Raw genomic sequence first — 18,963 nt, forward strand, 5'->3', positions numbered from 1 at the left:
GCTAGCCCCCGCTAGCCCCCGCTACCCGGCGAGCCAGATGCGCGCCTCGTAGGGGCGAAGCGGCTGGTCGGGGGCCTCGGGGGCGGGGTCGACGTTGCTGTTCAGCAGCGTGAAGGGGCCCGACGCCTCCGGCACCGGGAAGGGCAGCGCCCGGTCCTCGTCGCTGACGTTGGCAGTGACCAGCAGCGTCTGCTCGCCCAGCCGGCGCACGTAGGAGAAGGTGTGCGGGTCCTCGGGGTCGAGGAGCTCGAAGTCGCCGGAGATGATGACCTCGTGGCGGTGGCGGAGCTCGATGAGGCGGCGATAGTGCTGGTAGACGCCGTGCGGGTCGGGGCGGTCGGCGGCCGCGTTGATGTCCGGGTAGTTGGGGTTGACGCGGAGCCACGGGGTGCCGCTGGTGAAGCCGGCGTTCTCGCTCGCATCCCACTGCATGGGGGTGCGGGCGTTGTCCCGCCCGCGGTGAGCGATGTAGCGCATCATCTGCTCGTGGGTGAAGATGCCGCCGTCGGTGACGTACTGGTGGTAGGCGTTGCGCTGCTCGATGTCGTCGTAGTCGGAGAGCTCGGGGAAGGCGACATTCGTCATCCCGATCTCCTCCCCCTGGTAGATGTACGGCGTCCCGCACAGCATGTGCAGCACCGTGCCGAGCATCGCCGCCGAACGCACCCGGTATTCCGGCCGGTCATCGCCAAATCGGGAGACGACGCGCGGCTGGTCGTGATTGTTCCAGTACAGCGAGTTCCACGCCCGCCCCTCGAGCCCCTTCTGCCAGTGCGCGAGGTTCTGCTTCAACGCCGGCAGCGAGACCCGGCCGTCCCACCACTTGCCATAGCCCTCCGGATTGCCGTCGAGCATCATGTGCTCGAAGGTGAAGACCATGTTGAGCTCTCCGCGCGCGAAGCCCGCGTACTTCAACCCGTCCTCGACGGTGGTGCCCGGCGTCTCCCCGACGGTGATCGTGTCGTAGTGGTCGAGCACCTCGCGCCGCATCTCCTGCAGGAACTCGTGGACCCGCGGCCCGTTCGCCACGAGGTAGAGCGAGGACTCCCGCCCGCCCGCGCTAACGCGCGGATCGTCGACGAACTCCTCGCCCTTACTGATCGCGTTGATGACATCCATCCGGAAGCCGCCCACCCCGCGGTCCAGCCAGAAACGCATGAGCGCATACACTTCTTCGCGCACGCGGGGGTTCTCCCAGTTGAGGTCCGGCTGCTTCGTCGAGAAGAAGTGCAGGTAGAACTGCCCGGTCGCCTCGTCCCACTCCCACGCCGACGGCGAGAAGCAGGACACCCAGTTGGTGGGCGGGATCGGGGTGCCGTCGTCGCGGAACCCGGCGGGGTCACGCCAGATGTAGTAGTCCCGGTAGGGGTTCTCGCGGGAGGAGCGGGACTGGCGGAACCACTCGTGCTCATCGGAGGTGTGGTTGACGACGAGGTCCATGATGATCCGCATCCCCCGCTCGCGGGCGGCCGCGACGAGCTCATCGAAGTCCTCCAGCGTCCCGAACTCCGGCATGATCGCGCGGTAGTCGGAGATGTCGTAGCCGTTGTCGTCGTTGGGGGAGGCGTACACCGGGGACAGCCAGATGTCCGTCACCCCGAGCCCCGCAATGTGGTCGAGGTGCTCCGTGATGCCGCGGAGGTCGCCGATGCCATCACCATTCGAGTCCGCGAAACTGCGCGGATAGACCTGGTAGACGACGGAACGACGGAAGTCGGGGGCGGGGGCGGGGGCGGGGGCGGGGCCTCCCGCCGCGGGTGTTCCCGCGGCCGCGGGGGTGTGCGTGTCGTGATTCATGAGATCTCCACAAGAATGCCGGAATGGTCAGAAACAGCGTGGTCGGTGTCGTCGCGGAAGAGGACGCGGTAGCTGAGCGGATCAAGGTCCGGGGTGCACCACACATAGTCGATGCGCAGGCTCTCCCCCACCTCGTCCCAGCCGTCGATGACGCGGTGGACGGTGGCCTCCCCCTCCCTCGCGCGCGCGGAGAGGTAACTGTCGCGCCAGCCATCGGCCGCCACGAGCTCGTAGCCCTCCCCCACCGCGGAGGCCGGGTTGTTGAAGTCCCCCGCGATGATGACGGGCCCCTCGGCGCGCAGCTCCGCCAGCTGCGGGCGCAGCGCCTCCCATTCCCTGCGGAAGGCGGGCCACCAGGAGAAGTGGGAGCTCAGCACCCAGCGCCCCTGGGTGCGGATGGCGGCGGTGCGCCGGCGTCGGTGGTCCTCCCAGAGGTAGTGGCCGCCGTGACTGAGGTCGCGGCTGGCCTCGATGGGCGTGCGGCTGATGAGCGCGAGGCCTTCGTCGTACGTATCAAAGCCCCGGTGGGTGCCCACCCACACCCAGGACCAGGGGGTTTCGGGTTCCTTCGCGCGCAGGATGCGCACGAGGAGGTGGGCGGCGTTGTCCTCGCGGATGGGTCGGAAGTACGAGAACGCGAGACCCGGGGAGACCGGGGCTTTCGGGGTCTCGGGGTACTGGTTAACTTCCTGGAGGGCGATGACGTCGACGCCCTCGCGGAGGATGGTGTCAGCGATGCGGTAGAGCTTGGGGATTTGATAGCTCTCCAGCCAGGAGTGCATGTTGAGGGTCACCAGCTTCATGCTTCCCATGCTAGGGCAGCCGCCCCCGGGGAAACCCGCCCTGAGCTGCGTAAAAAAGTACAGGTTGTGGAGCGAGGTACAAGCTCTGTACATGCGTACAGGATTGGAAAAATCCGCCCGCCGGCCCCCGCGCGCGTTTTAGAGTCAAACCAGATCACTTCTCCTGCACAGCTCACAAGGGGTCGTAGCCATGATGGAAAAAATTCAGCGATTCGGGAGCGCCATGCTGGCTCCCGTGCTCATCTTCGCGATCGCTGGCCTGGCGGTGGGGCTTTCAGTCATCGCGCTCAATGAGAATTTGGTTGGCGGGCTCGCCGCCGAAGGCACCTGGTGGTTCGCCTTCTGGACAGTGTGGCAGTCCGGCGCGTGGACGATCTTCAACCAGATGGAGATCCTCTTCGTCCTGGGCCTGCCCATCGCGCTGGCGAAGAAAGCCAACGGGCGCGCCGTCCTCGAGGCCGGGATGGTGTACCTCACCTTCCAATACTTTGTGTCCTCGCTCCTCGACCTGTTCGGCCCGCACTTCGGCGTCGACTTCACCCAGGAGCCGGGCGGCGACTCCGGCCTCAAGCTCATCGCGGGCATCAAGACCCTGGACACGGGCATTATCGGCGCGATCGTCATCTCCGCCATCGTCGTGTGGATCCACAACCGCTGGTTCGACAAGAAACTCCCCGACTTCCTCGGCATCTTCCAGGGCACCCAGTACGTCTACGCCGTGGGCTTCCTCTTCATGATGCCGATGGCCCTGCTCACCTGCTACGGCTGGCCGGTCCTCCAGCACGGCATCGCGAACATGCAGACCTTCTTCGTGAGCTCGGGCGCATTCGGCGTCGCCATCTACACCACCCTGGAGCGCCTCCTCATCCCGACGGGCCTCCACCACTTCGTCTACTCGCCCTTCGTGTTCGGCCCCGCCGTCTATCCCGACGGCATCCAGCGCACGTGGATCGATAACCTCAACACCTTCTCCGACTCGACGGAGTCCCTGCGCACCCTCTTCCCGGGCGGCGGCTTCGCCCTCCACGGGAACTCCAAGGTCTTCGGCGCGATCGGCATCTGCCTCGCCTTCTACAGCACCGCAAAGGACAGCCGCAAGAAGGCCGTGCTCTCCCTGCTCATCCCGATCTGCCTCACCGCCGTGCTCATCGGCATCACCGAGCCGCTCGAGTTCACCTTCCTCTTCGCCGCCCCGCTGCTCTTCGTCATCCACGCGGTCCTCGCGGGCATCATGTCCGCCCTCATGTACATGGTGGGGCTGGCCGGCAACTTCGGCGGCGGCATGATCGACTTCCTCTTCCAAAACTGGATCCCCCTCTGGGGCAACCACCACGCCACGTACCTCGCGCAGATCGGCATCGGCCTGTGCTTCTCCGCGATCTACTTCTTCCTCTTCCGCTTCCTCATCCTCAAGCTCAACCTCAAGACCCCGGGCCGCGAGGACGACGGCGAGGAGATCCACTTCCACTCCAAGGCCGAGTACCGCGCGCGGAAGAAGGGCGAGGAGGCCGGGGCCGCTCCCGCGGACAGCTACACCCAGCGCGCCGAGGACTTCCTCCGCCTCCTCGGCGGCGCCGAGAACATCGCGAGCGTCACCAACTGCGCCACCCGCCTGCGCGTCACCGTCCACGACGAGGCCGCCGTCGAGGCCTCCGACGCCCCCTTCACCGAAGCCGGGGCCCTGGGCATCGTGCGCAAAGGCACGTCCTACCAGGTGATCGTCGGCATGGATGTCCCCCAGGTGCGCGACCGCTTCGAATCGATGGTCTCCGCCCCCACCCCCTAATTCCCGACGGCTACCCTGGGAGCATGGACCTCGTCGAGCGCGCCTGCGCCCAGGGGACCCTGGGCTCACTGAGCGACACCGAACGCACCATCCTCACCTACCTCTCCCAGCACGAGGACGAGGTCGTCGACGCCACGGTGTCCACCATCGCCCGCGCTACCTTCAGCTCCACGGCCAGCGTCATCCGGCTTGCGCAAAAGCTCGGATTCGCCGGCTTCGCGGAGCTGAAATTCTTTGTGAAGAACTCCCGGGCCCACAGCTCCTTCGACACGGTCGAGCTCCTCGACGCCGCCCGCGCCGACACCGTCACCACCATCGACGAGCTGCTGGGCGGCCCCGACATCAGCGCCCCGCTCCGCCTCATCCACGACGCCCGCATCATCTACCTCTGCGCCACCGGCTACTCCCAGCGCCTCGCCGCCAAGGAGTTCATGAAGTCGCTCATCAACTACGGCTACTTCGCGGTGCTCATCCCCTCCCGCCTGGAGCTCGACAACGGCATCACCGCCATCACCTCCGAGGACGTCCTCATCGTCCTCAGCCTCTCCGGCGCCACCCCCGGCTACGAGCCCATCCTCGCGAACCTCCGCGCCCGCTCCGTCCCCGTCATCTGCCTCGCCGCGCACACCACCGGCTACATCGCCCAAGCCAGCGACCACGTCCTCACCTACAAGGCCACCCCCATCGCCCTCGGGCCCCGCCACAAGAAGGACTTCGTCAGCCTCCTCGGCCTCTCGATCCTCCTCGACTACCTCACGCGGTCGCTGCTCGTCTACTCCTCCGCGCGCGCGGAGAGCGGAGGCGGGGCCGCGGGCGCGGGCGCGGACCCCCGCGCGGACTAGTCCAGCAGCCAGTCGTTCGGCCCGAACAGCTCGAAGTGCACCCGCGCGCGGGGAACCCCGCGCTCCTCGAGTTCCGCCCGCGCCGCCTGGAGAAAGCCGGTGCCCCCGCAGAGGTAGACGTCGGCGTCCTCGGGGAGGTCGACGTCCCGCAGGTGGAGGCGCTCCGGCGCGTACCACGTGCGCGCAGCCCCGTGGGGCAGGCGCTTCACAGCCTCCGCCCGGAGTTCACGCAGGGCGTCCGTCTCCTCGCTGTGGTCCGCGTGGAGGTCGAGCACCGCGCGCGGAGAGCCGGCGTCGGCGAGGTGTTGGAGGATGCCGGCCATCGGGGTCGCGCCGATCCCCGCGGAGACGAGCACCACCGGGGTGTCTCGTTCCTCGTCGAGGACGAGGTCGCCGGTGGGGAGGGAGATCTCGACGTCCTGGCCCTCCTCGAGCCCGTCGATGAGGGACTGCGAGACCTCCCCGTCGCGCTCTACGGCGAAGGAGAGCTCCCCGCGCCCGGGGGCGCCGATGAGCGAGTACTGGCGCAGCTGCCCGGCCCCGTCGGCCATGGTGCGGCGGACGGAGATGTACTGGCCGGGGCGGAAGTCGGCGTCAGAGGCGACGGTGAAGGCGGTGATGGTGTCGGTGAGGCGCTGCTTGCGCGTGACGCGGACCGTGCGGAAGACGTCGCCGGAGGCCACGCCCTTCTCCTCGTAGATGCCGTTCTCGAAGTCGACGAGGACGCGCTCCATCTCCCGGTACACCGCATCCCAGGCCTCGCGGACCGGCCCCTGGAAGACCTCCGGGGTGAGGATCTCCTCGATGGCGTCGAAGAGGTGCGTGTGGACGATGGGGTACTGGTCCTCGCGGATGCCCACGGAGACGTGCTTGTGCCCGATCCGCGCGAGGAGCTCCGCCGGGTCCGGGGCCTCGGGGTCCACGAGGGTCTTCGCGAACGTCGCGAACGAGGCGGCGAGGGCGCGCTGCTGGGCGCCCTGCTTCTGGTTGCCCCGGTTGAAAACGTGGGCGATGAGCTCGGGGTGGGCGGCGAACATGCGCCGGTAGAAGTTCGGTGTGATGTCGTCGATCTTCGCGCCCACGACGGGCAGGGTGTCGCGGACGATCTGTTCCTGTTCAGGAGTGAGTGGGTGAGTCATGGGACCCACCCTAACACTTTTAGCGCATCCCAGATACCGATTTAATCCCCAACGGCACCGCCTGCCCCGACGGCCCCGCCACGTCGCGGATCGTCACCGGATCCAGCGTGGCAAAGAAAGCCTCCTGCGCACGGGCCAAATGCCCGCGCAGCAAACAATCCGGGGACAGGACGCAGGAGCTGCAGTCGACGACCTCACCGTGCTCAATCTCACGCAGGAGCGCCCCCACCGACTCCCGCTCGGCCCCCTCCGCCAGGACGATGCCCCCGCCGCGGCCCTTCGTCGAGCTCACTAACCCCATCGAAGAGAGCCGCGTCACCACCTTGGCCACGTGCGCCTTGGACGCACCGAAGGTCTCTGCGATCTCGCCCGCGGTGTACTTGCGGCCCGGCTCCCCCGCCGCGAGGTACATGATGACGCGCAGTGAGAGATCAGAAAACATGGTCAACTGCATAGTTTCATTGTATGCCCCGGCCCCGCCGGCCCCTCGCGCCTTTGGTTTTTAAGGTAAGGCTGGGTTTATCATCATGGTATGACCAGAATGTCCCGCAGGCTCCTCATCCTCGCCACAGCTGCGAGCATCAGCCTCCTCGCCCCGGCTGCCCAGGCCATGCCCACCATCCCCGACAATTCCCCGCTGCTCCGCAGCGCCGCGGGGGAGGCCGTCGAGAACCCCCACATCACCGTGACGGACCTCGACGGCAACCCCGTCACCGGGCCGGTCCACCGCGGCGACGAGCTCCTCGTCCACGGCACGGGCTTCAACCCGCAGGCCAACCGCGGCGGCTTCGTGCTCCCCGTCCCACCCGGCACGCCGAACGGCGTCTGGGTGCTCTACAGCGCCTTCCCCTCCTCGTGGAAGCCCAGCGAGGGCGCCCCCGCCGCGAACCGCACCCACCCGCACTCCGCGATGGCCTGGGTCATGCCCGCCGGGACGCTCGAGTCCATCCCCAACGCCCCCATCGACATGCGCCGCTCCATCGCGCGCGAGTCCCAGCCCATGGCCGCCGACGGCTCCTTCACCGCGCGCATCACCGTCAACCCGCCAGCCACCACCCCGGGCGACCAGTGGGGCGTCTACGTCTACGCCGCGGGTGGGTCGGTCAACCCGGCGGAGGAGATCTTCGTGCCCCTCCCCTACTCCGCCGAGCCCGGACCCCACGCCCCCGCCGCCCCCACCAATGAGCTCTCCGTGCGCGCGGACTGGCTGGCCTCCGCCGTGCAGGCCACCCGCGGGACGCTCAGCGCCCGCGATGGCGCCGGCGTGAGCGACGGGCGCGCCACCTTCTCCCGCGCGGCAGACCAGGGCGACGGCATCCGCCGCTACCACGGCACCGTCACCGCCGCGGCCAAGTACAACGTCGTGGAGGTGGCCGTGCGCGACCCGTGGCTCACCCCGCTGGGGAATGGCCTCTGGAAGGTCTCCGCCGAGGTCAGCCAGGGCATCAACGTGGGCGCCGACGTCATGGCGCGCCAGGACCTCGGCGTCATCCGGGAGGACGACGCCGACCCGGTTCTCATCGGGTAGGCCGGGGGCGGGCCCCAGCGCCGGCCCGCCCCGCCCCCAAGACGCAGAAAGGCCCGGAGCTTCTCGCTCCGGGCCTGAGGTGTGGCGGCAGGGGCCCGGCTTAGGGCGCCGGGGTTGCCGTCGTCGTCACACTCTTAGTTCTGCTTGGAGAGGCGGTCCGAGATGCGCTCCTTGAGAGCCTCGAACTCGTCCCAGACCTCCTGCGGGACCTTCGGGCCCAGCTTCTTCAGCCACTCCTCGTTGTCGGGGAGGTCGCCCTGCCACTTCTCGGCCGGCGAACGCAGCGCCTCCTTGACGTCCTCGAGCGGGATGTCCAGGCCCTCGAGGTCGAGGTCCTCGGCGTTGGCGGTGTAGCCGACGAGGGTCTCGCGGGCGCCCACCTTGCCCTCGATGCGGTCAACGATCCACTTGAGGACACGGGAGTTCTCGCCGAAGCCCGGCCACAGGAAGCGGCCATCCTCGCCCTGGCGGAACCAGTTCACGAGGAAGACGGCCGGCATGCGGTCGCCGCCCTTCTTGCCCATGTCGATCCAGTGCTGGAGGTAGTCACCGACGTTGTAGCCGATGAAGGGCAGCATGGCCATCGGGTCGTGGCGCAGGGAGCCGACCTTCGCCTCAGCGGAGGCAGCGGTTTGGCCGGAGGACAGGGTGGCGCCGATGAAGGTCGCGTGGTTCCAGCTCATGGCCTGGGTGACCAGCGGCACGGCGTCGGGACGGCGGCCACCGAAGAGAATGGCGTCGACCTTGACGCCCTTCGGGTCGTCGTACTCCTTGGCAGCGACCGGGCACTGCTTGATCGGGACGCAGTAGCGGGAGTTCGGGTGGCTGGAGCGGCTCTCGCCGTCCGGGGTCCAGTCGTGGCCCTTCCAGTCGATGGCGTGCTCCGGCTTGTTCTCCATGCCTTCCCACCAGACGTCGCCGTCGTCGGTGAGCGCGACGTTGGTGAACAGGGCGTTGCCCGGCTCCATCGTCTTCATGGCGTTCGGGTTGGAGGAGTAGTTGGTGCCCGGGGCAACACCGAAGAAGCCGTTCTCCGGGTTGACGGCGTAGAGGCCGTCGTCGCGCAGCTTCAGCCAGGCGATGTCGTCGCCCACGACCTCGGCCTTCCAGCCGGGGATGCTCGGGGTGATCATCGCGAGGTTGGTCTTACCGCAAGCGGACGGGAAGGCGGCGCAGATGTGGTAGGCCTTGCCCTCCGGGGAGATGAGCTTCAGGATGAGCATGTGCTCAGCCATCCAGCCCTCTTCCTTCGCCATGACGGAAGCGATACGCAGGGCGTAGCACTTCTTCGCGAGGATGGCGTTTCCGCCGTAGCCGGAGCCGAAGGACCAGATCTCCTTGGTCTCCGGGAACTGGGTGATGTACTTGGTGTCGTTGCACGGCCAGACGACGTCCTCCTGGCCGGGCTCCAGCGGAGCGCCGACGGAGTGGAGGCAGTGGACGAAGTCGCCGGTGGGGCCAATCTTGTCGAGGGCCTCCTTGCCCATGCGGGTCATGATGCGCATGGACATGACGACGTAAGCGGAGTCGGTGAGCTGGACACCGAGCTTGGGCTCCGGGTCAGAGATCGGACCCATGCAGAAGGGCACCACGTACATGGTGCGGCCCTTCATGGAACCGCGGTAGTGCTCGGTCATCTCGGCCTTCATCTTGTCCGGGTCGGCCCAGTTGTTCGTGGGGCCGGCGCCGTCCTCATCCTTGGAGCAGATGAAGGTGCGGGACTCAACGCGGGCAACGTCGGACGGGTTGGAGCGCGCCAGGTAGCTGTTGGGGCGCTTCTCCTCGTTCAGCTTGATCAGGGTGCCGGCTTCGACCAGTTCATCGGCGAGGCGGTTCCACTCTTCATCGGAACCGTCGGCGAAAACCACGCGCTCCGGGGTAAACAGTTCCACTGCGTCGGCGATCCAACGCAGCATCTCTTCATTCTCGGTGGGAGCAGGGGTTTCCAGACCCTTGATCTCAATGCTCATGTTCTCTCCTGACGTGATGGAAAATCCTTGGAGTTCCATCACTCAGAGTAGTGATTTGGTGGGAGAGGTGCGGGGGAAAATGACGTCTGCTCCCACACAAAGCACAACAAAACACTGACAGTGACATGAGACACCCACACCTCACCCCCAAGCGGGGGCCACTTTCCCGGGCTGCTCGCTCATGGTCGCGCAGGGTTACGCCCGAGCGGAGATTCTCGACGACCATCGCGCCGCCACAGCGCTACCCCCGCCACCCCCATCGCCCTCACCAGCGCAAATCATAACGGCCGTACTGTGACCTCACTGTGAGATTTATCGCAGTGTGAGGTGATGCACGGTGTGAAGCGAAAATTGCACGCTCCCCCGGTTGCCGTGGACAATAGCGGGGATGTCTAATTTTCCTCATAACCCTCATTCTTCGGATTCTTCGGGGCCGAGCCGCCCCGCCGGCCCGCCGCGCTCCGAGTTCCGCGACGGCCTCGACTACCCGCGCCTCGGCTCGATCGGCTTCCGCCGCGGCACCCTCACGGAGAACCAGCAGGAGCGCTGGGACGAGTACTGGCCCACCCTGGGACGCGAGCTCTCCGATGAGCTCATCGACATCCCCGCGTGGTTCGGCCGCGAGGGGGCAAAGACGATCCTCGAGATCGGCTCCGGCACGGGCACGTCGACGGCCGCGATGGCCCCGCACGAGCCGGACACCAACATCATCGCCGTCGAGCTCTACCGGCCGGGGCTTGCGAAGCTCCTCACGCAGATCGTTCTCCAGGACATTCCCACCATCCGGATGGTCCGCGGCGACGGCATCGAGGTGCTCACGCGCATGATCGCGCCCGGCTCGCTCGACGGCGTGCGCATCTTCTTCCCCGACCCCTGGCCCAAGGCCCGGCACCACAAGCGGCGGATCATCCAGTCTGGCCCGCTCCACCTCATCGCGAACCGCCTCAAACCGGGCGGGGTGCTCCACGTGGCAACCGACCACGCGGAGTACGCCGAGTGGATTTCCGAGTTGGTCACCGTCGAGCCCCTCCTGGAGTACAAGGGCTGGCCGTGGCCGGAGTGCCCGCAGCTGACGGACCGCCAGCTGCTGACGAAGTTTGAACGCCGCGGCCTCACCATGGATCACTCCATCCACGAGTTCCTCTGGCAGCGCACCGACGCCCCCGACGATCGAGAGCTTTAACATGACACTTCACGACGATCACCGACAGCCGCACCTCGGCGGCCCTTCACTCCCGGAGGAGAACACGCTGCTCCTCGTGTGGGATGCCCCGAACCTCGACATGGGTTTGGGCGCGCTCCTCGGCGGGCGCCCCTCCTCCCAGCAGCGCCCCCGCTTCGACGCGGTGGGCCGCTGGCTTCTCGACGAGGCCGACGCGCTCACGGAGGACCTCGACGTCACCGTGCTGCCCGAGGCCACCGTGTTCACCAACGTCAACCCCGACGGCGCGGACATCATCCGCCCGTGGGTCGATGCGCTGCGCAACGTGGGCTTCGCCGTCTTCGCCAAGCCGAAGAGCACCGAGGATTCGGACGTCGACCCCGACATGCTCGATCACATCCGGCGCCGCCACGCGGAGGGCTGCCTGCGCGGGCTCGTCGTCGCGAGCGCCGACGGGCAGAACTTCAAGGAGACGCTGGAGGACCTCGCCGAGGAGGGCATCCCCGTCACGGTGCTAGGCTTCCACGAGCACGCGTCCTGGGCCGTGAGCAGCGACGTGATCGAGTTCATCGACCTCGAGGACATCCCCCAGGTGTTCCTCGAGCCGCTGCCGCGCATCGGGCTGGACCACCTGCCCGACGAAGGTGCCTGGCTGCAGCCGTTCCGCTCGCTCGCCGCCCTGCGCTCCTCGCACTAGGGTTCACAGATTTAGATACGGAGATCCAGGAGGAAGGGCCCCAACAATGTTCGAAAAGTGGGGATTTTTTGCCTACCGGCATCGGCGGATCATCCCGCTCATCATTCTCATCGCGGTCGTCGCGCTCTACGGATTCATGGGAACCCGGCTGGCCGACCGCATGAGCCAGGAGGGCTGGGACGACCCCGGTTCGGACTCCACCCGTGCCGCCCAGATCGAGGCCGACACCTTCGGGCGCGACAACAACGGGGACATCATCCTCCTTTTCCACGCCCCCAATGACCGCACCCTCGACGACCCCCGCACCTTCGGGGCCGCCCAGGAGCACCTGAAATCCCTCGCCGAGCTGCCGCAGGTGGACCACGTCACCAGCTACTTCGACACGCGAAACAAGCAGCTCATCACCGATGACCACACCGAGGCCTTCGCCGCCATCGGCCTCAAAGGCGACGGCGAGCAGACCCTCAAAGACTTCCGCGCCATCGAGGACAAGCTCACCACCGACCTCCCCGGCGGCACTACCATCACGGTCGCCGGCGCCACGGCCGTCGCCGATGCTCTCGACGAAGGCATGGCCGGGGACATCCACCGCGCCGAGATTTATGCCCTTCCCGCCGTCGGCATCCTCCTCATCATCGTGTTTGGCTCCGTCGTCGCGGCGTCGATGCCGCTCATCGTGGGGATCCTCTCCATCCTGGGGTCCCTCGGCGTGCTCTCGATCCTCGCGGGAGTGACGCAGGTGAACATCTTCGCGCAGTCGGTGGTGACGCTGCTGGGCCTGGGCCTGGCGATCGACTACGGGCTCTTCATGGTCTCCCGCTTCCGCGAGGAAATGGACAAGGGCGTGAGCGTGGAGCGTGCCGTCGCGACGACCGCCGCCACCGCGGGCAAGACGGTGGTCTTCTCCGCCGCGATGGTGGCCGTGGCCCTGTCCAGCCTCTTCGTCTTCCCGCAGGCCTTCCTCAAGTCCGTCGCCTATGGCGCGATCTCCGCGGTGGGCCTCGCTGCGATCCTCTCGCTCACGGTGCTGCCCTCGATCTTCGCGATGATCGGCCCGAAGATCGACCTCCTCTCCGTCCGCCGCACCTCCCGGCGCGCCCGCCGCCTCGAGGACACCTTCTGGTACCGCCTGCCCGCCTGGGCGATGCGCCACGCGAAGGCCTCCACGGTCATCGTGGCCGGCTGCCTCGTCGCCCTCGCGCTGCCCATGGTGGGCATCACCTTCGGCGGCATCAACGAGACCTACCTCCCCCCAAAGAACGACACCCGCATCGCGCAGGACGACTTCAACGAAACCTTCCCCACCTTCCGCACGGAGCCGGTGAAGCTCGTCGTGACCGGCGCCGATAACGCCCAGCTCGTGAAGATCTACCAGCAGGCCAACGAGGTCGACGGCCTCACCGGCCGCTTCGGCGCCTCCTCCTCCCAAGGGGGCACGACGGTGCTCTCCGCGGGCATCACCGACCGCTCGCACAACAAGGACGTGGTCGAGCAGCTCCGCGCCATCGACGTGCCGGAGGGCGTCCACGTGTACGTGGGCGGCACCCCGGCGCTGGAGGTCGAGTCCATCGAGGCCCTCCTGGCGAAGCTGCCGTGGATGGCGCTCTACGTAGTGGTCGCGACGTTCATCCTCATGTCGCTCGTCTTCGGCTCCGTCGTCCTCCCGGCGAAGGCGATCATCATGACGGTCCTCGGCATGGGCGCCACCCTCGGGATCCTCACGCTCATGTTCGTCGACGGCCTGGGCTCCTCGGTGCTCAACTTCACCGCCGGGCCGCTCATGAGCCCCATCCTCGTCCTGCTGCTCGCCATCATGTACGGGCTGTCCACGGACTATGAGGTGTTCCTCGTCTCCCGCATGGTGGAGGCCCGCGACCGCGGCGCCACCACCGACCAATCCATCAAGTACGGCACGGCGCACACCGGGCACATCATCACGGCGGCGGCGCTCATCATGATCGTCGTGTGCGGGGCCTTCGGCTTCTCCGAGATCGTCATGATGAAGTACATCGCCTTCGGCATGATCGCGGCCCTCTTCCTCGACGCCACCGTCATCCGCATGTTCCTCGTCCCCGCCGTCATGCACCTCCTCCGCGAGGACAACTGGTGGGCGCCCCGCTTCGTGCGCCGCGCCTACGCCCACATCGGGCACGGCGCCCTCGACACCGGCGTGCCGGCCTCCCCCGCGCGCGCGGAGGAGAGGCCGGAGGGGCCGGCGCCGGAAGCGCAGCCCTCCGCGGCCACCGCCACCGCGCCGACACCGGAACCCGCGCCCGAACCCGAACCCGAGGACTCCTGGCCGGACTGGCACGAGGAGGATGACGGCATCTACGAGGCGGAGATCGTCGCCGAGCACGAGACCACCCGCCACGGCCGCCGCTCCAGCGAGGACGGCACCCTCATCCCGTTCTCGCAGCTCATGCGCCGCCTGGAGCTCGAGCACGAACAGCGCCGCGAGTTGGAGTGACATGCGAGGATCAAAGCGCACGCTCATCATGTGGGGAGTCTCCCTCTTCGCGGTGGTCTGCATTGTTGTGGCGTTTCGGGAGCAGCTCGGATTCATCGAGGAGGGCCTCGACGTCGCCAGCCGCGCGGACACCGGGAAGTCCCTCGTGGTGGTGCTCCTGCTGGTGTTCGCGCTGCTCTCCATGGGCGAGGTCATGTACCTCCTCCTGGAAAGCGGCGCGCCGAGGATGCGTCGTCGAGACACCGCGATGCTCACCTTCGCCGCGAACTCCTGGTCCACCACCCTGCCCGGGGGGCCCGCCTTCTCCGCGATCTTCACCTTCCAGGTGCAGCGCAGCTGGGGCGCGAGCGTGGTCCTCGTGTCCTGGTTCATCGTGCTGTCCGGGGTGCTCTCGACGATGTGGCTGGCCGTGCTCGGCCTCGTTGGCGTGCTGCTCCTGGGCGCCCACCTGTCGCTGCTCTCCCTCATCGGGACGATCGTCATCATGGTGGGCGTCGCGACGATCGTCTACTGGGTGTCCCGCAACCCGGAGACCGTCACCCGCTGCGCCGTGTGGGTGGTGCGGCAGATCAACCGGCTCTCGCACGGGCCGCGGGACCGCTGGGTCCCGGCGGTGCGGCGCCAGTTCCTCCAGCTGCGCTCGGTGGTGCTGAGCCCCGGCCGCTTCGCAATCGCCGCGATGTGGTCCCTGGCCAACTGGGTCTTTGACATCCTCGGCCTCTGGGCCGCAGTGTGGGCCATCACCGGCTCCCTGCCGTGGCTCGAGCGCGAGCCCAACTCCACCACCATCGTCGGCGTGGTGCTCGCCTTCGTCACCGCGAAGATCGCCGGCTCCGCCCAGGTGACCCCGGGCGGGATCGGACCCGTCGAGGCCGCCATGGTGGGCACGCTGGTGGCCACCGGGATGACGGCGTCGGCGGCGACAGCCTCCGTCATCATCTACCGACTGGTCTCCCTCATCCTCATCACGGCGATCGGCTGGGTGATTTACCTCGCCTCCTTCGTGCCGAGGGGCCTCACCCCGGCGACCAGCCGCTCCGCCGCCAGCGATAAGCTCGACTCATGAGTAACCGCGCATCCTTCATCACGGACCTCGTGATGATTTTTGTTTTCGCCCTCCTCGCGCGCATCGCGCACAACTCCCAGGACCTGCCCCTCAGCTTCCTCGGCGTCCTCAACACCGCGTGGCCCTTCTGGTTGGGGATGCTCCTCGCCTGGGCCTACATTGCGTACCGACGCCTCACCGGCGCCGCCGTCTCCCCCGCGGGGCTCATCGCCTGGATCGCGTCCGTCATCGTGGGCCTTGCCATCTGGGGGATCAAGCACCAGGCCGTGCCGCACTGGTCCTTCATCATCGTCGCGAGTGTGACCTCCGCGATCCTCTTCCTCGGCTGGCGGGGGATCGCCCGCCTGCGCGCGCGCAAGGCCGCGGCGTAGGCCCACGCTGCACGCTCCCCGCGCGCGGAGAGCCCCCTCGGGGTACGACCTTCTGCGCCAGCCGGAAACGAAACGCGTGGTGATAACCTCATGGGCATGACTTCCCCCGCCGACGGCACCACCCCCGATAACGTCGATAACATCCCCTCCTACCTGCGGAATCCCGGGAAGCGCGACTACCTGATCCTGGCCTACATCCTCGTCGGGCTCGTGTTGAGCATGGCCTTCATCCCGCTGCGTGCGTGGTTCCTTAACCACGCGGAGATCTACGCCCTGCTCGTCGGCGGATACACCTCGGCGGTGGTGGGGGGCGCGCAGTCCACGGCGGGCGGGACCCCCGCGTGGGCGATCGTCGCGATGACCCTCGTGGGCTCCCTCTACCTCATGCCGCAGTGGTGGCTCATCGGCCGCTATTGGGGGCGCGAGTACCTCGAGCAGATGAGCTCCCAGTCGCCGAGCATGGGGCGGTGGACGCGCCGGCTGGAGAATCTCTCCACGCCCGCGCTCATGGGGGCGACGGTCCTCTCGTACATCCCCTTCCTCCCCACGCTCATCATCTGTAACTTGCTGAGCGGTATCCGCAAGATCCCGCTGTGGGCGGTGCTGCTCATCAATGCCGTGGGCACGCTGCTGCGCAACAGCATCTTCGCGTACCTGGGTGTGCGTTATGGGCAGGAAGTGCTGCAGGTGGTGAGCGTCGTGAACCGTTATGCGCTGTGGGTGACGCTAGCGCTCGTGGTCATCATGATCATCTCGATCCGACAAAAGGCCCGGCAGGCCCCCTCCGCCCGCCGTTAAGTCAAAGGAGGCCCCCTAGGGAGCAGCCTAGGGGGCTCACTGACGTTCACGCGAGGTTGGTCCCCACGATCTCCCGTGTGAGTTCCGCGCGAACGCTCGTGTTACATCCTACCGATGAAAAAGTGCATCAAAAATAGCCTGGAGTGAACCCCCGAAGGCAAAGATGGAGTTGAGCATCTCGCTGAGCTCGTCAAGGGAGGTGCTGAGTTCGAACATGGCGGTCCTTTCTGTCCTGCGGGGAGGGCACGGGCCGCCCTCCCATCCCTAAAGATTATACCTTTCTACCCCAATAATGAAGGGTTCACTCCCACTCATCTTTCCTTTCGTTTATCCTCACTACTTACACATGTCCGAGGGAAGACAGAAAGGAAATCCCCAGGTGAAGAAGTCTATCCGCATGTATGCCAGCATTCCTCTCCTCGCCGGCGTCCTCGTGTTCACGACGGCCTGCGGTGGCGGAGATGACTCGACGGAGACCACCAGCTCCTCCAGCAGCAGCTCCTCCTCCAGCTCGAAGAGCTCGACGAGCCGCTCCTCCTCCAGCAGCAGCTCCAAGGCCTCCACCTCCTCCGGTGGCGGCCAGAACTCGGGCGGCGGGCAGGAACCCCAGCCCGCCCGCGGGGGTAGCAACGGGGGTGGCGGCGGGCAGCAGGCTCCCGCCCCGGCGCCCGCCCCCGGACCGGCGCCTGAGAACCCGCCGGCCCCCGCTCCGGCACCTGAGAACCCGGGGGCACCGGCCCCCGCCCCGCAGCCGGAAGCCCCGGCGACCCCCAACAATGGCGCCTACCCCACCGATGAAAACGGCGAGGAGCCGCTCTTCCCCACCTGTGAGGTCTGGGAGAAGTCCGGCTGGCCCCGCCCGGTCTTCGGCGATGAGCACTTCGGCCCCTGGCTCGACGCCAACGGCGATGGCATCGCCTGCAACGAGTAAGGCGGGGAGCGGCTGGGCGGCGTGGGCGGCGGGGGCCGCCAGCGCCGCGGCCGCTACATCGGCATGATCGTGTGCTTCTTCGGGAGGTCGCTCTCCCGCTTGCCCTCCATCTGACGCAGCGCCCGGCGGAGGGCAAGCCGCGTGTCCCGCGGCTGGATCATGGCGTCAAGATAGCCGCGCTCGGCGGCGACGTAGGGGCTCGTCATGTTCTCGTCGTAGAAGTCCATGAAGAGCTTCTTCATGTATTCGCGCTGCTCCGGGGGCGCGGCCGCCAGCTGCTTGCCCTGGAGCATGACGACGGCCGCCGCCGAGCCCATGACCGCGATCTGCGCCGTCGGCCAGGCGAGGTTGATGTCGCCGGTGAGGTTCTTGGAGCCCATGACGGCATAGGCGCCGCCGTAGGCCTTCCGCACGATGAGCGTCACCTTCGGGACGGTGGCCTCCACCACCGAGAACGCGAGCTTCGCCCCGCGGTGGATGAGGCCCACCTTCTCCTGCTCGACGCCCGGCAGGTAGCCCGGGGTATCGACCACGAAGACGAGGGGGATGTTGTAGGCATCGCAGATGCGGATGAAGCGGGCGCCCTTGTCCGCCGCGTCCGCGTCGATGCAGCCGGCGTACTGGATCGGCTGGCTCGCGACGAAACCGACCGTCTTCCCGTCGATCCGGCCGAACGCCGTGATGAGGTTGGGGGCAAAGTTCGGCTGGATTTCCAGGATGTTCTCGTCGTCCCCGAGCTTCGGGAGGAGGTCCAGCATGTCGTAGCCGGCGTTCGTGTCGTCGGGCATGAAGGAGTCAAGCTCCGGGTCCTCGCCGATCTCCTCGTCGCTGGGGGCGTCGAAGGTGGGAACCTCATCGAAGCAGGTGAGGGGCAGGTGGTCGAGGAGCTCCCGGACCGTGTCGAAGGCCTCCTCCTCGCTGCCGACGACGAGCGAGACATTACCGTTCTGCTCCTGCTGGCGGGCGCCGCCCAGTTCGGCGGAGGTGATCTCCTCGCCGGTCACCTCCTTGATGACCGCGGGGCCCGTCACGTACATCTCCGCCTCCTCGTCGACGGCGATGACGAAGTCCGTGGTCACCGGGGCGTAGACCGCCCCGCCCGCGCACTTGCCGAGCATGATGGAGATCTGCGGGCTGCGCCCCGAGAGCGGCATCTGACGCCGCGCGATCTCCGAGTACATCGCGAGGGAGGTCACCGCGTCCTGGATGCGGGCGCCGCCGGAGTCCTGGATGCCGATCACCGGGCAGCCGATGCGGATCGCCATGTCCATGACCTCGCACACCTTCTTGCCGAAGGTCACGCCCACCGAACCACCGAAGACGGTCTTATCGTGCGCATAAATCGCGACGGGGCGGCCGTCGATCTTGCCGTAGCCGGTGACGACGCCATCCGAGTAGGGGGCGTTCTCCTCGCCGGGGGTGCGGCCGAGGGCGCCGATCTCCACGAAGGAGCCCTCGTCGAGCAGAGCGTTGATGCGCTGGCGCGGAGTGGTGCGACCGGCGGCGTCACGCTTCGCGCGCGATCGCTCCGAGCCGGGGTCTTGCGCCTTCTCCAGACGGGCGCGCAGGTCTGCGATCTTTTCCGCGGTGGTCCTCGCGGTCACAC

The 18,963-nt window shown here is 67.4% G+C and carries 16 protein-coding genes; 10 read left to right on the plus strand and 6 right to left on the minus strand.

The window, feature by feature from the left end:
- Positions 1 to 21: 21 nt before the first annotated feature.
- A complete protein-coding gene (locus L1O03_RS09030; protein ID WP_236119452.1) occupies positions 22 to 1,797 on the minus strand; it encodes a glycoside hydrolase family 13 protein in 1,776 nt (591 codons plus the stop codon).
- Complete coding sequence (locus L1O03_RS09035; RefSeq protein ID WP_236119453.1) at positions 1,794 to 2,600, minus strand: endonuclease/exonuclease/phosphatase family protein; 807 nt, start codon at positions 2,598 to 2,600, stop codon at positions 1,794 to 1,796. Before L1O03_RS09035 ends, L1O03_RS09030 begins: the two co-directional genes overlap by 4 nt.
- 190 nt (positions 2,601 to 2,790) lie before the next feature.
- Between L1O03_RS09035 and L1O03_RS09040 the strand changes: the two genes are divergently transcribed.
- Both L1O03_RS09040 and L1O03_RS09045 read left to right on the plus strand, forming a co-directional pair.
- On the plus strand, positions 2,791 to 4,386 hold the full coding sequence (locus tag L1O03_RS09040) for an alpha-glucoside-specific PTS transporter subunit IIBC (RefSeq protein WP_236119454.1): 1,596 nt from the start codon (positions 2,791 to 2,793) through the stop codon (positions 4,384 to 4,386).
- A 23-nt stretch (positions 4,387 to 4,409) separates the two neighbouring features.
- A complete protein-coding gene (locus L1O03_RS09045; protein ID WP_236119455.1) occupies positions 4,410 to 5,228 on the plus strand; it encodes a MurR/RpiR family transcriptional regulator in 819 nt (272 codons plus the stop codon).
- Here L1O03_RS09045 and L1O03_RS09050 read toward each other — a convergent pair.
- Positions 5,225 to 6,367: a globin domain-containing protein gene (locus L1O03_RS09050; protein WP_236119456.1), complete on the minus strand. Its 1,143-nt coding sequence runs from the start codon at positions 6,365 to 6,367 to the stop codon at positions 5,225 to 5,227. The two genes, L1O03_RS09045 and L1O03_RS09050, sit on opposite strands and share 4 nt — an antisense overlap.
- 19 nt (positions 6,368 to 6,386) lie before the next feature.
- Entirely contained in the window at positions 6,387 to 6,821 is a 435-nt protein-coding gene (locus L1O03_RS09055) for an RrF2 family transcriptional regulator (protein WP_236119457.1), read from the minus strand.
- A 78-nt stretch (positions 6,822 to 6,899) separates the two neighbouring features.
- Between L1O03_RS09055 and L1O03_RS09060 the strand changes: the two genes are divergently transcribed.
- A complete protein-coding gene (locus L1O03_RS09060; RefSeq protein WP_236119458.1) occupies positions 6,900 to 7,895 on the plus strand; it encodes an HtaA protein in 996 nt (331 codons plus the stop codon).
- Between the two features lie 134 nt (positions 7,896 to 8,029).
- Here L1O03_RS09060 and L1O03_RS09065 read toward each other — a convergent pair whose 3' ends face one another.
- Positions 8,030 to 9,865, minus strand: a complete 1,836-nt coding sequence (locus L1O03_RS09065; protein WP_236119459.1) for a phosphoenolpyruvate carboxykinase (GTP) — start codon at positions 9,863 to 9,865, stop codon at positions 8,030 to 8,032.
- Between the two features lie 388 nt (positions 9,866 to 10,253).
- Here L1O03_RS09065 and trmB point away from each other — a divergent pair, with 388 nt between their 5' ends.
- The 7 genes from trmB (at position 10,254) to L1O03_RS09100 (ending at position 17,357) form a co-directional block, all read left to right on the plus strand.
- The gene (gene trmB / locus L1O03_RS09070; RefSeq protein ID WP_236119460.1) at positions 10,254 to 11,048 is read left to right on the plus strand and encodes a tRNA (guanosine(46)-N7)-methyltransferase TrmB; all 795 of its coding nucleotides are present in this window, start codon (positions 10,254 to 10,256) and stop codon (positions 11,046 to 11,048) included.
- A 1-nt stretch (position 11,049) separates the two neighbouring features.
- Positions 11,050 to 11,724: an NYN domain-containing protein gene (locus tag L1O03_RS09075; RefSeq protein WP_236119461.1), complete on the plus strand. Its 675-nt coding sequence runs from the start codon at positions 11,050 to 11,052 to the stop codon at positions 11,722 to 11,724.
- Between the two features lie 46 nt (positions 11,725 to 11,770).
- Positions 11,771 to 14,191: an MMPL family transporter gene (locus L1O03_RS09080; RefSeq protein WP_236119462.1), complete on the plus strand. Its 2,421-nt coding sequence runs from the start codon at positions 11,771 to 11,773 to the stop codon at positions 14,189 to 14,191.
- A 1-nt stretch (position 14,192) separates the two neighbouring features.
- Positions 14,193 to 15,257: a lysylphosphatidylglycerol synthase transmembrane domain-containing protein gene (locus L1O03_RS09085; protein WP_236119463.1), complete on the plus strand. Its 1,065-nt coding sequence runs from the start codon at positions 14,193 to 14,195 to the stop codon at positions 15,255 to 15,257.
- Positions 15,254 to 15,628: a DUF3054 domain-containing protein gene (locus L1O03_RS09090; RefSeq protein ID WP_236119464.1), complete on the plus strand. Its 375-nt coding sequence runs from the start codon at positions 15,254 to 15,256 to the stop codon at positions 15,626 to 15,628. The genes L1O03_RS09085 and L1O03_RS09090 overlap by 4 nt, the downstream gene beginning before the upstream one ends.
- 96 nt (positions 15,629 to 15,724) lie before the next feature.
- Positions 15,725 to 16,426, plus strand: coding sequence for a DedA family protein (locus L1O03_RS09095; protein ID WP_236119465.1), 702 nt, complete (start codon positions 15,725 to 15,727; stop codon positions 16,424 to 16,426).
- 379 nt (positions 16,427 to 16,805) lie between these two features.
- Positions 16,806 to 17,357 carry a hypothetical protein gene (locus tag L1O03_RS09100; RefSeq protein WP_236119466.1) on the plus strand — a complete coding sequence of 184 codons (552 nt, stop codon included), beginning with the start codon at positions 16,806 to 16,808 and terminating at the stop codon, positions 17,355 to 17,357.
- 53 nt (positions 17,358 to 17,410) lie between these two features.
- Here the strand turns inward: L1O03_RS09100 and L1O03_RS09105 are convergent, their stop codons facing one another.
- Positions 17,411 to 18,961, minus strand: a complete 1,551-nt coding sequence (locus tag L1O03_RS09105) for an acyl-CoA carboxylase subunit beta (protein ID WP_236119467.1) — start codon at positions 18,959 to 18,961, stop codon at positions 17,411 to 17,413.
- Between the last annotated feature and the right edge of the window lie 2 nt (positions 18,962 to 18,963).

The organism is Corynebacterium uropygiale (assembly GCF_021568315.1).
GTDB lineage: Bacteria > Actinomycetota > Actinomycetes > Mycobacteriales > Mycobacteriaceae > Corynebacterium > Corynebacterium uropygiale.